The 18,124-nt window shown below is 57.4% G+C and carries 11 protein-coding genes and 1 pseudogene; 6 read left to right on the top strand and 6 right to left on the bottom strand.

Annotation, left to right across the window (positions count from 1 at the left end; all coding sequences use genetic code 11):
- Position 1 precedes the first annotated feature (1 nt).
- The gene (locus tag AYM40_RS12235; protein ID WP_063496455.1) at positions 2-1,129 is read right to left on the bottom strand and encodes a P1 family peptidase; all 1,128 of its coding nucleotides are present in this window, start codon (positions 1,127-1,129) and stop codon (positions 2-4) included.
- Positions 1,130-1,323: 194 nt separating this feature from the next.
- Here AYM40_RS12235 and AYM40_RS12240 point away from each other — a divergent pair, with 194 nt between their 5' ends.
- The 4 genes from AYM40_RS12240 (at position 1,324) to AYM40_RS12255 (ending at position 5,419) form a co-directional block, all read left to right on the top strand.
- Positions 1,324-2,406, top strand: coding sequence for an ABC transporter ATP-binding protein (locus AYM40_RS12240; RefSeq protein WP_063496456.1), 1,083 nt, complete (start codon positions 1,324-1,326; stop codon positions 2,404-2,406).
- A complete protein-coding gene (locus AYM40_RS12245) occupies positions 2,403-3,362 on the top strand; it encodes an ABC transporter permease (RefSeq protein ID WP_082855064.1) in 960 nt (319 codons plus the stop codon). Before AYM40_RS12240 ends, AYM40_RS12245 begins: the two co-directional genes overlap by 4 nt.
- A 1-nt stretch (position 3,363) precedes the next feature.
- Complete coding sequence (locus tag AYM40_RS12250) at positions 3,364-4,254, top strand: ABC transporter permease (protein ID WP_063496457.1); 891 nt, start codon at positions 3,364-3,366, stop codon at positions 4,252-4,254.
- A gap of 112 nt (positions 4,255-4,366) precedes the next feature.
- Positions 4,367-5,419, top strand: coding sequence for an ABC transporter substrate-binding protein (locus AYM40_RS12255; protein ID WP_063496458.1), 1,053 nt, complete (start codon positions 4,367-4,369; stop codon positions 5,417-5,419).
- 29 nt (positions 5,420-5,448) lie between these two features.
- Here AYM40_RS12255 and AYM40_RS12260 read toward each other — a convergent pair whose 3' ends face one another.
- Complete coding sequence (locus tag AYM40_RS12260; protein ID WP_063496459.1) at positions 5,449-6,321, bottom strand: MurR/RpiR family transcriptional regulator; 873 nt, start codon at positions 6,319-6,321, stop codon at positions 5,449-5,451.
- 2,101 nt (positions 6,322-8,422) lie between these two features.
- On the opposite strand from AYM40_RS12260, the pseudogene AYM40_RS12265 reads away from it, so the two are divergent.
- A pseudogene (locus AYM40_RS12265) lies at positions 8,423-9,460 on the top strand (methyl-accepting chemotaxis protein); the annotation flags it as partial.
- A gap of 931 nt (positions 9,461-10,391) precedes the next feature.
- Complete coding sequence (locus tag AYM40_RS12270; RefSeq protein ID WP_236720835.1) at positions 10,392-12,221, top strand: DAHL domain-containing protein; 1,830 nt, start codon at positions 10,392-10,394, stop codon at positions 12,219-12,221.
- A gap of 260 nt (positions 12,222-12,481) precedes the next feature.
- On the opposite strand, the gene AYM40_RS12275 is transcribed toward AYM40_RS12270, so the two are convergent.
- The 4 genes from AYM40_RS12275 to AYM40_RS12290 all read right to left on the bottom strand — a co-directional run bounded on the left by AYM40_RS12275 (position 12,482) and on the right by AYM40_RS12290 (position 18,090).
- Complete coding sequence (locus tag AYM40_RS12275) at positions 12,482-13,564, bottom strand: putative urea ABC transporter substrate-binding protein (RefSeq protein ID WP_201788144.1); 1,083 nt, start codon at positions 13,562-13,564, stop codon at positions 12,482-12,484.
- A 181-nt stretch (positions 13,565-13,745) separates the two neighbouring features.
- Positions 13,746-15,596 carry a GGDEF and EAL domain-containing protein gene (locus tag AYM40_RS12280; protein WP_063496461.1) on the bottom strand — a complete coding sequence of 617 codons (1,851 nt, stop codon included), beginning with the start codon at positions 15,594-15,596 and terminating at the stop codon, positions 13,746-13,748.
- On the bottom strand, positions 15,593-17,875 hold the full coding sequence (locus tag AYM40_RS12285; RefSeq protein ID WP_063496462.1) for an EAL domain-containing protein: 2,283 nt from the start codon (positions 17,873-17,875) through the stop codon (positions 15,593-15,595). The genes AYM40_RS12280 and AYM40_RS12285 overlap by 4 nt, the downstream gene beginning before the upstream one ends.
- Positions 17,872-18,090: an ATP-binding protein gene (locus tag AYM40_RS12290; protein WP_063496463.1), complete on the bottom strand. Its 219-nt coding sequence runs from the start codon at positions 18,088-18,090 to the stop codon at positions 17,872-17,874. The genes AYM40_RS12285 and AYM40_RS12290 overlap by 4 nt, the downstream gene beginning before the upstream one ends.
- Positions 18,091-18,124: the final 34 nt, after the last annotated feature.

Below are 18,124 nucleotides of genomic sequence, written 5' to 3' on the forward strand. Positions count from 1 at the left end.
GTCAATCATCGATATTTTTGGCGAGACAATCTGCACGACCTTCCAATACGATAGCCCGCAGCATGTCGTGATCTATTGCGTGTGCGACGCGATCGTACTTACCAGTGACCGTCTCAGCCGCCAGCATCGCATTAATAACCGCTTCGTCGACTGCTTCGACAACCGCCATAAACACTGGATCGAGCAGATCATTGCTGACGGCGTCCAGCGTCAAACGCGGAGGCTCTGGTAACGAGCCAAAGGAGTTCGCCGTGGTGAACGCAAGAAATATGTCGCCGGAGTTGTTTCCAGATGGCGTTCCCGCACGACCGATGCCGATGCCAGCGCGCTTGGCGAGCCGTTCCAGTTGCGTCGGCATGAGCGGCAAGTCTGTCCCGATGATAGCGATGATGGATCCCCGTTCGTGAGGCCACCCCGCTGACTGTGCCATCCGTTCACCGACCGGAACCCCACAAACGCGAAGCCATGGCCGCAATCCATGATTCGCTTGAACTATTGCGCCAACGGTGTAAGAAACTCCGCCGATATCGATCCGGCGCGAAGAGGTACCCGTCCCACCCTTGAACTCGTAGGCCATCATCCCCGTGCCGCCACCAACATTTCCTTCGAGTAAGGCGCCTCCTGCAGCGGACTCGATGGCTTCGATGACGTCGCTCTCCGAGATGTGCTGCCCGCAGATGTCGTTCAACCAGCCGTCGTACGTTTCGGCGGCGACCGGTAGCACCCAGATGCCCTTGTCCAGTTGTGCCCTGAATTTCGAAACCATCCAGCGGGTGGTCGCATGCTGCGCCATCCCAATCGAAAAGGTATTCGTCAGAGTAATCGGGCCGGTAAACCAACCGGCTTCGCGAATCCAATGGACGCCTGTCATTTCCCCATTCCCATTCATCGAGAATGTGCCGGCCCAACTCGGATGCAGAAGCCGATCGCTCGGTCTGGGAAGTATTGCCGTCACCCCAGTCTGCATAGCGCCTGAACCTGTTGACAAGGTCTTGTAGCCCACCGTCACACCAGGCACATCGGTGATGGCATTGTTCGCGCCAGGAATGCCCTCGAATGGCAACCCCAAGTCCCGCGCACGGCGCTTTTTCGTATGCACGCAGTGTTCAATCCGGGATTCCTTGCTCATTTCTTCTCGCCTCCTTTCCAGCCGCTCTTGAGAAGTCGCTAGGTTCATCCAATGCAAAATGGTAGTCAAGTACCTTTTTGTTGAAATGGTGCTTTACAAACATTTTCGACCAGCATAGCTTATCGTTCGTGGTCCTTTTGGAAGGCTCGCCCGATGTCGAGTTACTTCCCGACATACGCTCCAGAGGAGAGTTCATGAAACCAGCAGTTGAAGTTCGCTCGATATCAAAGAGCTTTCTCGCACCCGGAAAACGGCATGTGTTTGCGCTAAGCGATGTCAACCTCGCCATCCCATCGGGCAAGTTCACGACTCTTCTCGGCCCCTCCGGCTGCGGCAAAACTACCTTGCTGCGGACAATCGCCGGATTTGAAATGCCCGATTCTGGTCGCGTCCTGATCGACGGCCAGGATCTGACGTCAGCGCCGCCTTATGAGCGACCGCTGAATACTGTCTTCCAGCACTACGCGCTGTTTCCCCATCTCGACGTTGCAGGCAACATCGCCTATGGGCTCGAGATTGCAAAGGTTCCGAGACACCTGATCGATCAGCGTGTTGGCCAGGCATTAGAACTAGTACGGCTTGAATCCATGGCAAAAAGAAAGGTTGCTCAGTTGTCGGGCGGGCAGCAGCAGCGAGTCGCTCTCGCCCGCGCCCTTGTCATGCAGCCCAAGGTCCTCCTGCTCGATGAACCGATGGCAGCGCTCGACCGGCAGTTGCGCAAGCAGATGCAGGTGGAACTCAAGCGTCTTCAGCACGAACTTGGCATTGCCTTCGTGTGCGTCACGCACGACCAGGAAGAGGCCCTGTCGATGAGCGACATGATCGTCGTCATGAACCGGGGGAAGATTGAGCAAGTGGGTAGCCCAAGAGAAATTTACGATTCACCCAGAACCGAGTTCTCGGCACGCTTCATCGGCGAGACCAACTTGCTACGCGGCAAGTGGATCGGGAAGCGCGACGGGTGCAGTCTTCTCAGAACGGAACGGGGAACCGAAATTCTCGTCGCCGGTGCGAGACCCGGCGAACACGCAGCCATCGCATCGCTGAGGCCCGAGGCCGTGGACATGGTGTTCGGGAGCGTATCGGACGGTCACTGCCTGCTCGATGGGATTGTGTCGGATCGTACCTACATGGGCAATTACACGCGCGTCGACGTCGACCTGCAAGGTGACCGGATCACGGTCGTCCTGAATGCCAAGGCGTCGGTTCCCGAGGTCGGCGCGCCGGTCAAGCTCAGCTATCACCCACGCGACGTTACTACGGTGTCCTTGCCATGAACGATATGACTTCCGTGTCCCGGGTCGCCGATCGCGAGCCGGATCCGCAAATCCGTCCACGGCGAACAGGCGCCGCGACAACACTCGCCTTCCTGACGCCCGGCGTACTGCTGTTCACGCTGCTCTTCGCGGTGCCGGCAACCATCATCCTCGCCTACAGTTTCGCGACCCGGGATACCTATGGCGGCGTCATCTGGCATTTCGATCTGGATGCGTACAGTCAGTTTTTTGGCTTTCCGAACGCCGATCTGCTCAGGGACTGGGACTTCACCTATCTCAACATCGTCATCAGGTCCTCGCTGCTCGCCCTTTCGACCGCCATGGCCGCTCTGGTGCTGGCCTACCCCGCAGCGTGGTATATCAGCAGGCAGTCATTCCGGCGCAAGTATCTCCTGCTGCTACTTGTGACGTTGCCCTTCTTCATCAACGGTCTGGTGCGCATTTACGCCTGGATGCTGATTTTGCGATCGGATGGACTGATCAATCACGCACTGCTGGCGGTGGGCCTGATCGACAAGCCACTCCAGATGATCTATACGCTACCCGCAGTCGCCGCATCGATGGTCTACCAGTATCTCCCGTTCATGGTTCTGCCACTCTTCTCGTCGATCGAAAAGATGGACTTCCGCCTCGTCGAAGCATCGCTCGATCTCGGCGCCGGCCGGTTCACCACGATGCGACGGGTGGTCATTCCACTGACCATGCCAGGTATCGTGGCTGGCGTCGTTCTCGTGTTCATTCCCGCGCTGGGCAATTTCATCGCCCCAACGCTCATTGGCGGCGCCAAGGACCTGCAGATCGGCACGCTGCTGGCGCAATCGTTTCTTGCCGCCCGCGACTGGCCATTCGGATCAGCGGTGGCGACAATCCTCGGCGTCATCGTGGTTGCCTGTCTGTATCTGGTCGCCCGGGCTGAAGGCAAAACCGTTATGTCATCGACCGGCAAGGAGCATTGACATGCCAATCGAAAATGTCCTGCGCAGGGCGGGTTCGATCCTGCATCTGGCCATATTTTTCTCCTTCCTGTACCTGCCGATCCTCATGCTGGTCGCGTATTCGTTCAATGCGAACCCGGTCAGCATGATGACCTGGAAGGGCTTCACCTTCGACTGGTACCTGAGAGTTCTGGCCAATCTGGGTTTCACGCACAACGCATCCACGGCTGTCGGCGCCTCCGATCTGCAGTTGTATTCCGATCCCAACCTTGGGCGTTCTCTCATCAACACACTCATCGTGGCAGGTTCGTCCTCCACGATTGCGACGGTGGTCGGCACCCTCTCCGCGTTAGGCATTGCTCGCACCGAATCGCGCCTGAAGACGTTGCTGCGCTCCGCAGTCTATATGCCCATCGTCATACCCGACATTGTCCTCGGCATCGGCCTGCTGGTCATGTTCAGCACCATAGGTTTCCCCCTCGGCCGCCTGTCGGTCATTCTGGCCCATACAGTCTTCCTTTCCTCTTATGCCACGGTCGTCGTAGCCGCCCGTCTGGTTGGGATGGACCGTAGCCTCGAGGAAGCCTCCGCCGATCTGGGCGCACGGCCGTTGACGACGTTCAGACGCGTCACGCTTCCAGGCATTGCGCCACCCATTCTCGCCGGGTTCCTTCTGTGCCTCGTCATTTCCTTCGACGATCTGGTTATCGCCTATTTCACGAGCGGCGTGGGATCGACCACCCTTCCTGTGTACCTCTTCGGTGCGATCAAACGCAACGTGTCTCCTGAGATCAACGCGGTATCGGTACTCATGATGCTCGCTTCACTGGCGCTGGTTACCGTCTCGCTATTGGTCCGACGCCCCGGTCGCTCGTTGGGAAAGACTCAGGACGCGCCGCTCCCATTTGCCTGAAACCATCAGGAACCCTCCCGGCTACTGTTTCGGTTGTCCTGGAGGAGATTTTTTCAACAACCTGTCTGCATCACTAACCGTTTTAAACGTAAGTCGACATAAGGAGAATCTCATGCGTTGGTTTTCTGGAGTACGTATGGCAGTGATAGGTCTTGCGATCACTGCCGCGGGGCATGCTTTTGCAGAGCCACAATCGCTACATTTGTATAACTGGACGGTTTATATCAATCCGGATGTGCTGCAGGATTTCACAAAGGAGACAGGTATAGCAGTCACCCTCGACAACTACGGCACCAACGAGGAAATGCTCGCGAAGCTTCAGGCCGGAGCCACGGGCTACGACATCGTATTTCCTTCGGTTTTCATGCAGAATATTCTGAGCAAGCTGGGTTATCTGCAGGACCCTCATCTTCGCTCGATTACCGGCTACTCGAACCTCGACCAGCGGTATTTCAAGGCAACCAGCGATCCGCAGCACGAAGTGTGCATGCCATATAACTGGGGCTCTACAGGGTTGATGTACAACAAGGCGTTGACGAAAGGCGTCGATGTTACTTCGTGGAAGGTGGTGTTCGACCCTCCGCCCCAGTTGCGCGGCAAGATTGCCATGCTGGACGATGAACGGGAAACGTTGGGAGCAGCGCTCATTTACAACGGATTTTCCTTCAATTCTACCAATCCGAAGGAACTCGCGAAGGCCCGGGACACCATCAAGCACGCCAAACCCTACTGGGCGGCGATGCTGACCGACGGTATAGGTGACAAGGTGATCAACGGCGATTTTGCGATCGCGCACTGGTGGTCGGGTTCGGTTGCGCAAAGCGTCGAGACTGCTCCCGACAAAGTGGGTTATGTCATTCCCAAGGAAGGTGCGAATGGATTTCAGGAAGACATGTGCTTGCTGACCCAGTCGAAAAACACCGAAGCGGCGAAGAAATTCTTCGCCTACATGATGCGACCGGACGTCTCCGCGAAGAACACCAACTGGCTGCATGGTGGATCACCGAACAAGGCGGCGTTTCCACTGATCAGCCCGGCGTTACGCAATAACCCGAACATCTACCCGGACGCGGCAACCCTCAGCCACTTGTCCTTGCTCAGTGATGTAGGCGATTCCGTCAGACTGTGGGACACAGCCTGGACTCAGGTCAAAGCATCGAAGTAAGTGCTTTTGGGGCGCCGCGAGAGCAATAGTCAGCGGCGCACGAAATCACCAAAAGTATTCTGCAATGTGCGCACCAGCTCCGCGCGTTCGACGACGTCGTCACCAAGCGTGATCAGGCAACTTGTTACCAATAGATCCAGTAGCGCAGCGAGCGGCAAAAAGGAGTCCCATGTTCGCCAGCGCATGCTGGGAAGTACCAGTGATATATCGCTGTCTTCGTCAGCCCAGTTGCAATGAATATCGGTCACAAGCAGCACCGTGATGCCTGCCTCGCGAGCGAGTTTAGCCAGTGGCCGCGTCTTCGTCGCGAATCGCCTGCAGTCGATCAGAATCAGCAGCCTGTTCCTTGCTGAACTACCGAACATTTCCAGATAAGTGCCGTTCGCTCCATCCATGAACGTAATCCCGCCGCGGACATACTGCATCTGCTCGCTGAAATAGCGAGCGATGCCGGCGATGTTTTGAAAGCTGGCAACGAAGACCGCCTCTGCATTGGTGATCGTGCTCACAGCCTTATCCCACTTATCGCTGCGAGCCATTGCGGAAATTCCCCGCAAGACGTCGATTTGTTGTTCGATCAATTCGCTAACAAGGCGGCCCTCCTGCTGATCGCGCCGCAGATCCTCGATGCTTCCTGACAGCTCCCAAGCGGAACTCTTCGGCCCCCCCTTACGGCTAATTCGCTTCAGATCGTTCTTGAGCTCGTCCAGACCGTTGTAGCCAATGCGCCTCAAAAACCGCCCCACCGTCATTGGGCTCAAGTCCATTTTCTTGGCGATTGACGCCGCGGTTTCAAATGGAATTTGTTGGAGATTCGCCTCGAAATAGCGTGCCAGCAGTTGATCTGAATGCGTCTGGCGCGCTGCGTCGGAACTCAGTTTCTTAACGATTTGGTCGAACATATGAAATTTCCGGATGGCACGAATGCTTGCGCTGCTTTGAACAAGGTTCGTATGACTCCACGTGGACTCGCCGGTCCACAGCCGAGGTCTTTCTGAACGTTACGAATTGGTGTAATGCCACTGGCTACAAGCGGCATTCGATGCAAAATCAAGCGGGTTTCAAGAATGCGTGTTTTTTCTGATTTTCGCAAGACGATTTTCGACCACAACGGGGGCCTTAACGCCCACATGTGTCAATGCGGCGCCATGTTGAAAGGCCGTTGTGAAGGTCCATTCCGCATGTGACGAAGAGTGCTTCTTATTATCGCGTAGGCGCGGATTGCGCCCTGGGATCATTCAGTTTTGAAACTTACGTGGCTCACCGGCCGGCGCGTACGAGCGTCGCAACGAGCAGTATCGGCATCCAATGCATCACCATCGTGATTGGGCTGACGGCGACCCTTCAGTCGTTGTATCGTCAGCCAGTTCGCCCCGGCTGTTTGAGGTGCCGCCGTCCCTAGCCTGTCACGAGCAGTAGGCCGCCCCGCGTTTCGCTTCGCGGACGTCACCCGTGTGGTTCCGAGCGGAATTCAGCCGAAACGCTGCTGTGATGGTGAGGAGTGCCACAATCACAATCCCCACGAGGTATTCGGCGGTTAGCATGAGGCCTCCTCCTAAAAGCGTTACCGCCTCAAGCCAGCGGTTGTATAACTTCACGTAGCCCGATAAATGGCCGTCCAGACCCGCTCGGGCGCACTGCCCACGAACTGCCGATGCATAATCACGCCGCATCGGCCGCAACGGTAGTGCTCAATTGCCAGTACGCCTTCGCACTCACCGATACCGACCAACGTCATGTCACTGGCTCGGGACTGGTCAGCAGAGCATCCTTGAAGTTTGTCGCACTCGTCGCAGAGTTCCATGATGTCACCGCATCTGTGCTTGAACGGGACGGCGGTACTGCAGGATCAAGAATCGAGCCTGCGCGACCAGCCATCGGTAATCAATCTGAAAGCGGATAGCCGACATGCCGTGCCTCGCTCCTATTCGGCTATATGCAGTATTCTTTCCCTTCGGGCGCCAAGTCGGCCAGCCCGATGGTGTCAACGCTTGAATCTCTGGCATGTCCGAAAAAGAACAGCCCGCGTACCGAGCCGGGCCAAATCCATGCAGGGAAGCATGGAGGAGACGTGAAATTCATTCTAGGCCGCGCAATTCCGCATTGCAACACGGCGTTGAAAACAGCAGAAGTGGCGGCGAGATCACGCTTGTAGCGCCGGAGCCACGATGAACGCATGTCGTCCGGGGCCCGCAGGGGCGACTGTCACTGGTCGTCGTCAGGCGGCCGAGGATTGCGATAGGGGTGCTCAGTAATGGGCATCCCTTTGTTAATTGAGTTAGCAAGGTAATTCATCAAAAGAAATTTAGTATATGAAAACAATTTTCACCATGCGTCTCAAATTTCTTAAAAACTGAGACGCACGGTGAAAATTGTTACAAGAAATCCAGCATAGTAGTGACATACAGTGTTCTTTACTGACTCTACTTGCCATGATCGTCGAAACCAATAAGTGTGCGACAACTGAAATAAATTGCCCGTCGCCTGAAAGTACAAGAAACGTTTGCGGGAACCGCACGCTTACTCTGGTGTGGAATGCAACGACAATTCGCAAGCCCTCCGTATCCTTCCAACGCCGGCTGGAGGTCCTCGGTAGGTTTCGTGGGGAAGGCTTCTTCACGGTTATCACCGCGTTGGCTTTACTAGCCCTGACCATCGGCATGCTGGTCGCCAATTAAAGAATTGACAGACGCAGAGCGTCTCCCGTCCGCCTGGACGCTGGCCGAGCGAACTATCACGGGCATTCCGCTGTCGTGTTGTCGCCCTGAATGTGAGGGAATCCACCAAGCGCTGATCGTCTCTTATCCGCTCCCCCGAGTTCCAGATCTGGCATCTGGCGTTTTTCTTCCGTGGCGTCCGCACCTGCCTGTATCACATACCGGCAGCCAGTATTCTGCAATGTCCGTAAGAGACTGTTCCTGGATCGAGTATTAATCGCAATCGATCTTGCGCCGTTATCTGTACGTATTCCGTCGAAGCCCACCCTGCAAAGTGAGCTTTCGCGCCTTCTCCTACACATTGGTCAGCCTCGGGGTTCTGCTGGTACTCGCCGGAGCCCTGTCGGTTGTCGTGGTCTTCCTCAACCGCGGCATCATCCGCTCATTGGGCGGCGAGCCATCCTATGCCACCGATATCGCCAACCAGATAGCCAATAACGATCTGACTGCCGTAGTGAAGATCGCCCAGGACGACCGCTCGAGCCTGCTGTTTTCGATGAAGCGTATGCAGGAGCAGCTCACGCATACGATCAGCACGATCAAAGTTTCGGCCGACTCGATTGCCACCGCCACTCACCAGATTTCGGCGGGCAATCAGGACCTGTCGCAGCGTACCGAAGAACAGGCCGCCTCGCTCGAGGAAACTGCGTCCAGCATGGAGCAACTGACCTCGACTGTCACCCAGAATGCCGACAATGCCAGTCAGGTCAACCAGCTCGCAGCGCAGGCCGCCCAGGTGGCCGAACAGGGCGGCACCGTAGTGTCACGCGTGGTCGAAACCATGGATGGCATCAATGCCAGCTCGGACAAGATTGCCAACATTGTTGGCATCATCGAGGGCATCGCCTTCCAGACCAATATCCTCGCGCTCAATGCGGCCGTCGAAGCGGCGCGGGCGGGTGAGCAGGGTCGGGGTTTTGCGGTGGTGGCCTCGGAAGTGCGTTCGCTGGCGCAGCGCTCCTCGGCGGCGTCCAAGGAAATCAAGGAACTGATCCACGATTCCGTGGAGCGCGTGCAGGCAGGTGCCGGCCATGTGCGGGATGCGGGTGCGAAGATGCGTGAGATCGCCCACGAAATCAGACGCGTGACGGGCATCATGGGTGAGATCACAGCCGCATCGCAGGAACAGAGCAAGGGTATCGGCCAAATCAACCAGGCCGTCACGCAGATGGACGAAGTCACCCGGCAGAATGCCGCGCTGGTGGAACAGGCGGCAGCGGCCGCCAGCTCGCTCGCGTCGCAGGCGAACGATCTGAAAACTTCCGTTTCGATGTTCAGGCTGAACGCCTCACGCGACGCCGAGGTCATCCACCATGTCGGGTAAAGGCACACGACGGCGACACCGGCGCGAGCCCGAGCGCTGGCGGCGCCAATCCCGAAGCGGCCCGCAGCGCAGCCTACCGGTACTTCCGCAACGGCGAGATCCATTTTTTGACGCGGGGTTCGCCGCTGCCAATCGAAGTAAAAATAGAACATCCCATTCCGGGAGTCCCGCTTCCCATAAGGAACAGCTATGAAAAGGTCGCAAACTTACGCAAAATTTTATTGATGTAAATTCTAAACATTGCGCGTATTTGCCACTAAATTTGGCAATTCCTCAAATTTAGTGGCAAATACGTCCGAAATTTAGTTCGTTTGACACAAGCGGTTTCCAATCGATATACTAAAAACTGACTAATCGTTCGTACGCGACATCAGCGCCGACACCAACGGCGCTGCGCTCGTACGTTCGAGCCATCAACATCGCGAAAAGTCTCCAACTGCACCAACTGCAGGTCATAGCCGAGGGCATGGAAACGGTTGAGGAGCTTCTCTTTCTTCGTGCCCATCAGTGTGATGAAGGCTAGGGTTTCTACTTTAGTCCGGCGGTTCCCCCAGATGCATTCGTCGCCTTGCTAACTGGCGGTATCGCCCAGAACGTAACAACACGAGCGTGCCGAAATTCCGTTGATTGGCCCCTACCTGAGCCAGTTTTACCTTTGTGCGGTCGCTGGCACCCGAGCGGTCTTTCCACTATAGAGAAATGGTCCGCCTTTTGAGCGGCCGTACCCGCACGGTAACCAAAAGGTCTCACCATGGTGCAATTGCATAAACGGGTGTGGCAAGCCTGCAAAAACGGATCACGCAGTGTGGCCAACGACGCTGTGAAGAAGGGCCGAAAACTATTCCCACAATGCTCACCGCACCGGCAAGCGCCCTTGATGGGAAACATGACGCGAACTTCTCGACATTGGAGTCGGTTTCTTTTGACCGGAATGGCGATTGTGATCGTCGTGGAGTTGGCGTTGCTATACGGCGTGATGCATACACGAGAGCGATCAGATTTTTCAGAATCCGTCGCGATGTTGCGTCGCGTGAAGCAACTCGACGCCCAGTGGGAGTTAGATATTCTGAACGAAAAACTTGGCATAAACATGAGGGCCGACCCGGCTTCTAACCCGCCCACCGATTTGGTCGATCAGTGGACGCGAGTGCAGGCAGTCGAGGCCAGTCGCAACCGCGACGACTCCAGCGCGTGGATAGCGAGCGCCGCAGCCGTTTCGAAAGCCCTCTACGAAAAAGCCAAGCTCGTCGAGCAATTCAGGTTCCACAACGCGTCCCTCGAAATCGCTCTAAATTCGTTCTCGACAGTCGAAGACCGGATGCGGACTTCTCTCAGGGAAATTAAGGACACCCGTCGGAAGCAGGCAACGAAAATCGCTACGGACGTGAACGCCGCCGTGTTGGGTACCATGGAATATGCGCATTTGGCGTCTAGCGAAAGGGCCGGCAAGGTCAAGGGTGCTCTGGACGTTCTTGAGGGTGACGCGGACCGATTACCGATCGACCTGCAAAGCGCAGTGAACATACTTGCTTCTAGTGTCCGCGCGGTCTTGCGCGAGCAGCCAGCGGTGAACGCGACGCTGAACGAAATCGCCGCAGTACCGGTAGCGGGCCGTCTAGACGCACTCACTGATATTTTGACGCGAGCGCAGCTACACGACAATGCCCGAGACAGACGCTCGAAGTTGTTCCTGATGATGTTCTCCGCGATATTGGCCGGCTTGCTGTTGTATGTCGGCAGCCGCCTGGTTCTCAGCTACGGTGTCATCAACCGCGCTAACAAGGCGCTCCATCAATCGAACGCATCATTGGAGCATCGGGTGCAGCAGCGCACCCGCGAACTGCAAGAGGCGCAAAGCACCCTGGTCGCCACCGCGCGTCAGGCGGGCATGGCCGAAATCGCCACCAATGTATTGCACAACGTCGGCAACGTGTTGAACAGCATCAACATTTCAGCGGATCTGATTAGCCACAAAGTTCGCGCCTCGAAATCGCAGGGGCTGGACAAGGCGGTTCAAATGATAAATGAGCATTCTGCGGATCTGGGGGATTTTATTACTCGCGATGCCAAGGGCAGGCTCCTGCCAGCTTACTTGAACCAGCTGACGGAGGCGCTACAGTCGGAAAAAAAGGGCATCGTCGACGAGCTCGTGCAGTTGACCAAAAGCGTTGACCACATCAAAGAGATCGTCGCCACCCAGCAGACTTATGCCGGCGTATCCAGCATACTCGAGCCTGTGCAGGTAACCGATTTAATCGAGGACGCCCTGCGCATGCAATTGGGGACACTCGCGCTTCATCAGATCAAGATAGTGAAGGAGTACTCCCAAATCCCCGTACTTTTGTTGGACAAACACAGGCTGCTACTGATCCTGGTCAATCTGATAAGTAACGCTGGGCATGCGTTTTCTCGGGCGGTCGAGCGGACTCGCGAGATCACACTGAGCGTGGATATTACGGACAATGAAGAGTTAAGGGTTCGCGTGAAAGACGACGGCGAAGGGATTGCGCCTGAGAATATAACGCGGATCTTTGAACATGGCTTCACAACCCGCAGAGACGGCCATGGATTTGGCCTGCATAGTTGTGCATTGGCTGCCATGGAGATGCGAGGCACGCTGACGGCCCGCAGCGATGGGCCAGGCAACGGAGCGGTGTTCACGCTTCGGGTACCCCTGCATTTGACTGGGGACGAGGGATCAGTCACCGGGACGGTGATACAGGAGCGTTTCGCGTCCGGGGTTGATGGTTCTGTCGGGTAGCTGGGTGCGGTTACCCGCGTCCAGCCCTCTCAGGTAGGGTCAGGAGCCGGCGCGCACCTGTAGGCTCAGGGGTGCCTGAGCGGTCGCTACGATGTACTCGCTGATTGAACGGGTCGCCTGAACGGGATCGAGCCCTATACGCGGCTTGAAAGAACGCTCGATCGGTTGCCGTCATATCCTGTCAACCGCGTGCAGTCTGGCTGCGACCAACTTCGGTCCTTTGTTCAAGTCCGACAGGCTCCTGGCTTGAAAATTTCCGCTCACAGCTTTCCCTCGGCGGCCATGCGCACGTAGGTTGGATCGAAACGCAACCTCACGTTCGTCTTAGACCCCGTTGTTACCCCGTGGTCGTAGCTCACGCCCACTACATTCGCACTCGAAGCTCCATGACCGAGTAGTCCATGCCGGAACGAAAACTGCGCGATCAACGCCATGATCCTCGGCAGGTCCGGACTCGTGACGAACTCAAGTGCCTGTTGCGGTGTATAGAAAAGCGCCGTGGTCGCAAGCTGCCTTTTATACCCTGCGAGATCCGTACCAGAGGACTTCGCCATCGCCTTCAGGGCAGAGTGGCCTTGCGCCGTATCGGCCTTCATCATCTGTATCGTCTCAAACCACGCGCCGGTCAACGCTTTGCCAAGCGCAGGATTGTCCTTCAGCGTGTTCGTGTTGACCACCATCATGTCCATGATTTCGCCGGGGATTTGGCTCGAATCGAAGACTTCGGAAATATCTGGTTGAGCCTTCAGTTCAGCGAGCATGGGGTTCCACGTCACTGTATTGTGGACGGCGGGACTTGCGAAAGCGGCGACAATGCCGCCGTCCGACGTGTTGACGACATGGACGTCGCCCTCGCTTAGTCCAGCTGTTTCGAGCGCACGCGCGAGCAGGTAGTGCGAGACGGAAAACTGGACAAGGTTGATCTTTTGCCCCTTCAAGTCAGCGAGTGTTTTTCCCTTGCCTTTGATAAGCACACCGTCGTTGCCATTCGAATAGTCACTCACGATGAGCGCGGTGCTGTCGATGCCACTGGCTGCGGGAATTGTCAGCGCATCCATGTTGGTCATCGCGCAGCCGTCAAACTTGCCGGCCGTATATTGATTTATCGAGCCGACGTAGTCGTCTAATTCGACGAGATCGATCTTGATGTCGTATTTCCTTGCCCATTTGTCAATGATGCCTTGTGTCTTGGCGTAGCCCCAAGGCATCCAGCCGGCGTACAAGACCCAGCAGATCTTGAAGTCCTTTTGAGGTGCGGCATAAGCGGGGGTATGGGTGAAACTGGCAAGCACAAACGCCAGAGAAAGGAGGAGGCGTAGAGAGCGAAGCGAACGCATATGCATATAAGATCCTTGGTACGGTTATCGGCCGCGCAGCGTTAGCGTTACGGAGCAGCCGATCATGCTTGCAGCTGACCGACGGCGCGTAACCGCCTCGCTCGATGTCGCTTTGCCCTATGTTGCGCAGTGTCGTAATAATTGGCACGGCGGTAGGCGTCGCAGCGCTTCGGCCATGGTAAGTCGCTTACGATATACCACTGGTGAGCAGTCTTGCGAACGCTTCGGCCGCGATGGCCTCACTGAAATAATAACCTTGCCCTTCCTCACAGCCATGGGCCTGAAGGAACGCGCGCTGTTCCGAGGTCTCCACGCCTTCTGCAACCACTCGCAGCCCGAGGCTTTTGCCGAGATTGATGACGGCACTGACGATGGCAGCGTCCTCGGCAACAGTGGTGACGCCGCGCACGAACGACTGGTCGATTTTCAACGTATCGACAGGAAGCCGTTTCAGGTAGCTCAGGCTGGAATAGCCGGTTCCGAAGTCATCAACCGCGATCTTCACGCCCAGATCCTTGAGCCCGCGTAGAAGGGCGGTCGTTGCCGCGATGTCCTTGATGAGAATGCTCTCGGTAATTTCGAGCTCCAGTAGGTGCGGTTCCAGCCCAGTCTCGATCAGGGCCTCGCGAACCCCTTCCAGGAAACGCTCGTCGCGGAATTCCGATACAGAAACGTTGACCGCCATGGACAACGACGGGAAGCCTGAGTCATGCCAGGATCGTACCTGTCGGCACGCCTCACGTCGCGCCCACCGACCGAGCGATAGGATCAAGCCGCAATCCTCGGCAATCGGGATGAACTGCGCAGGAGGCACAAATCCCAAATCCGCAATCGGCCAGCGCACCAGCGCTTCGCCACCGGTAATTACACCTGACGCAAGATTTACTTTCGGCTGATAATGCAAGAGGAGTTCACGCTGATCCAAGGCCCTATGCAGGTTGCTCACCATGGATTGCCGCTCGCGGGCGCGGATGTCCATGCTCGGCTCAAAGAAGCAGAAGCCACCGCCTTCTTTGACATTACGCATCGCGGTTTCCGCGTTCCTGATCAGGGTTTCCCCGTCGTCGCCGTCATTTGGATAGAGGCTGATGCCAAGGCTCACGCTGATCTGGAGATCATGCTCAGCGATGCGGTCCGGCTTGCTCAGTGCCGCGAGCAGCTTCTCTGCAAGGCTGACCGTTTTCTCCGGATGCGTCACATCCTCAAGCACAACTATGAATTCGCTTCCGCCTCGATGGAATACGGGATCTGACATGCGCACGTTCGCCACCAAGCGTCTTGCCACCGACCGCAGCACCTCATCGCCCACCCCATAGCCCAGGGCGTTGTTGATGCGCTCGAGGTTATCCACGCCCACGCATATCACGGCCAGTTGTTTCCGGTGACGTTCGGACAAGGCAATCGCTTGCGGCAGCCGATGATGGAGCAGGATGTGGTTAGGAAGATCGGTCAGAACATTGTGCTTGACCATATGGGATAGTCTTAGCAGATCAAGTTTGCTTGTCTGTATGGTTTTCTCCAGATGGCTCGTTTTAAGCGCCGCGTCGTGCATCATCTGCCACTTCATGGTCAGCGCGCTGGCCATTTGGCGGATCTCGATCGTGTCGAACGGCTTCTTCAGGATAAGCAGCCGGTCGCTCAGGTCGAGGCGCTTCGACAACGCCTCCCAGGAATAATCGGAATAGGCGGTGCACAGCGCGATTTGCAACTGCGCGTCGACCTGCCAGAGGCGTTCAATGGTCTCGACGCCATCCCAGCCGGGTGGCATGCGCATGTCGACGAATGCGAGCGCATAGGGTCGGCTCTCGGCCAGTGCGCTGACCACCATGGCCAGACCTTCCCCGCCCTGGTAAGCCGAATCCAGTTCGAAGCCCTGTCGCTGCGGTGGGGCTTCGCCGAACAGTGCCGCCTCGGATGCGGCGAGCGACGCCGCCCTCTCCTCCTCCGGCCCCAGGATCTTGCGGAAATCCTGGTGAATTGCTTCATGGTCGTCGATCACCAGGATGCGACGGTTGGCGGTGCCGGGTGACATGTTCATGTCGCTCCTTCGCGGGCGAAACGCGCATCGTCGTTCCATGCATCCACGCCAATGACGCCGCGGCGCAGGAGCTCGCTGGCGCGACTGCCCTCGACGGCTTCACTGAAATAGAAGCCTTGCGCATCCACGGTACAACCCGATGCAACCAGAACGTTGCGCTGCGCCTCGGTTTCGACGCCCTCCGCGATCACCCCGACACCCACCTCACGCGCAAGATTGATGATGGCGCGGATCGTCGCTGCGCTGCGCGAGTCTTCCGTAGCGTTGTTGACGAGAGACGGTGTGATCTTGAGGTGATTCACACGATACGTCCGGAGATAGCCGATCGACGAGTATTCAGTTCCGAAATCGTCAATGGCGATCCTCACGCCGAGCTTACGCAGCTGTGGGAGCGCGCCGGCTTGTCCCCATTTCACCTGGGCCAGGGTCGCCTCGGCCACGTCGAATTCCAGATCGGACGGGACAAGACGCCACTTCGCGAGGGTTTCAGCGACGTCGCGTACCAGGTCGTCCCCGTATCTGAGCTGGGCGGCGGAGAGATTGATCGCGATTACCGGCAGGGCAATTCCGGCATCGCGCCAGCATCTCAGCTGCCGACACGCCTGATCGAGCACCCAATGTCCGAGCGCCCCGATGGTGCCGTTTTTCTCGGCGATCGGGATGAAGGCTGCGGCCTTGAGCAGGCCGCGTGTGGGGTGGTTCCAGCGGACCAGCGCCTCCATGCCGACTATCGTCCCAGAAGACAGCTCGATCTGGGGCTGGTAGTAAAGCTGCAGTTCGCCGGTGTTGATCGCCTTTCTCAGATCGTCGGCAAGGGTAATCCAGTCGAGTACTTGCTGGTCGAGATCATCCGAATGGAAATGATAACGGTTGCCGCCCTCCTGTTTGGATCGATAGAGCGCCAGATCGGCCTGTCCCAGCATCGCATCCGGTCCCGCGCTGTCCGGAACATATGGACAGATGCCGATGCTGACCGAGATGTGCACGTCATTGCCGCTCAATCGATAGTGAGAGGCCAGCGCCTCCTGAATCTTTCCCGCCAGCGCACCCGCATTCGCGGGCTCGCCCATTTCGCCCTGCAACACCGCGAACTCGTCGCCGCCCAGCCGCGCCACCAGGTCGCTTTCCCGCGTGCAGTTCGTGAGGCGGTGGGCGACCTCCTTGAGCAGCAGATCGCCCACCGGATGACCGAATAAGTCATTGACCGGTTTGAAACGGTCGAGGTCAAGATAGAGGACCGCAAAGGGGACCGCGCCGCGCCGGGCCGAGGCGAAGGCCTGTGCGAGTCGTTCGATGAACGTCGCGCGGTTCGCCAGACCGGTAAGTCCATCCGTGCGGGCAAGCTGGGCAATTTTTTCCTCTGCCGCACGGCGCTCGGTGATGTCGATGATGATCCCCTCGACTTCGATAAGCCGCCCGTGCGCATCGCGAACCGGGATATAACGGTTCTCGACCCAGCGATGAGCGCCGTCGCCGGTACGCAGACGAAACTCGATTGAGGCGCCTTCGGCATCCTTGTCCATCACGCGCGCCATCGCCGCGCCTACCTTGTCCCGATCGTCCGGCTCGATGAGCTTCTCCGCCCAGTCTGGCGATGCGAGCAACAGGGCAGGATCGTAGCCAAATTTGGTGATGTTGTGGGAGATGTAGATGAGCGGTAACGAGGGCTCGCCCCGCAGACGATAAAGGATCGTCGGGCTATTCTGGATGATGATGTTGGCGTCGGACAACGCCTTGGTTCGCTCCTCGACGGCTTTTTCCAGGCAATCCATCTTGAATGCCGCATCCCGCGTCATCTGCCACTTCACGGTTAGCGCGCTGGCCATTTGACGGATCTCGATCGTGTCGAATGGCTTTTTCAGGATAAGCAGGCTGTCGGTCAGGTCCAGCCGCTCGGACAGGGCTTCCAAGGAATAATCGGAATAGGCGGTGCACAGCGCGATTTGCAACTGCGCGTCGACCTGCCAGAGGCGCTCGATGGTCTCGACGCCATCCCAGCCGGGCGGCATGCGCACGTCGACGAACGCGAGCGCATACGGCCGGTTCTCGGCCAGTGCGCGGACCACCATGGCCAGACCTTCCTCGCCCTGGTAAGCCGAATCCAGTTCGAAGCCTTGTCGCTGCGGTGGGGCTTCGCCGAACAGTGCCGCCTCGGATGCGGCGAGCGATGCCGCCCCTTGTGGCTCCGGGTCCAGAATCTTGCGGAAATCCTGGTGAATTGCTTCATGGTCGTCGATCACCAGGATACGACGGTTGCCGGTGCTGATTTGCCGGGTCATGAAACGCCCTCCGCAAGCTTGAGTGGCAATTCCGGGGTGAACGTCGCGCCTTGGCCGACGCCCTCGCTGTGCGCTCGCAACGATCCGCCTATTTGCCTGGAGGTCAGCGCGGCGCCATGCAGGCCAAAGCCGTGGCCCTCCTTCCGGGTCGTAAAGCCATGGCTAAAGATCTTTGTCAGACTTTCCGCCTGAATCCCGACGCCGTCGTCGATCACCGCAAAGCCTGCGAGCAGTGAACCGCCATTCTAG

The organism is Paraburkholderia phytofirmans OLGA172 (assembly GCF_001634365.1).
GTDB lineage: Bacteria > Pseudomonadota > Gammaproteobacteria > Burkholderiales > Burkholderiaceae > Paraburkholderia.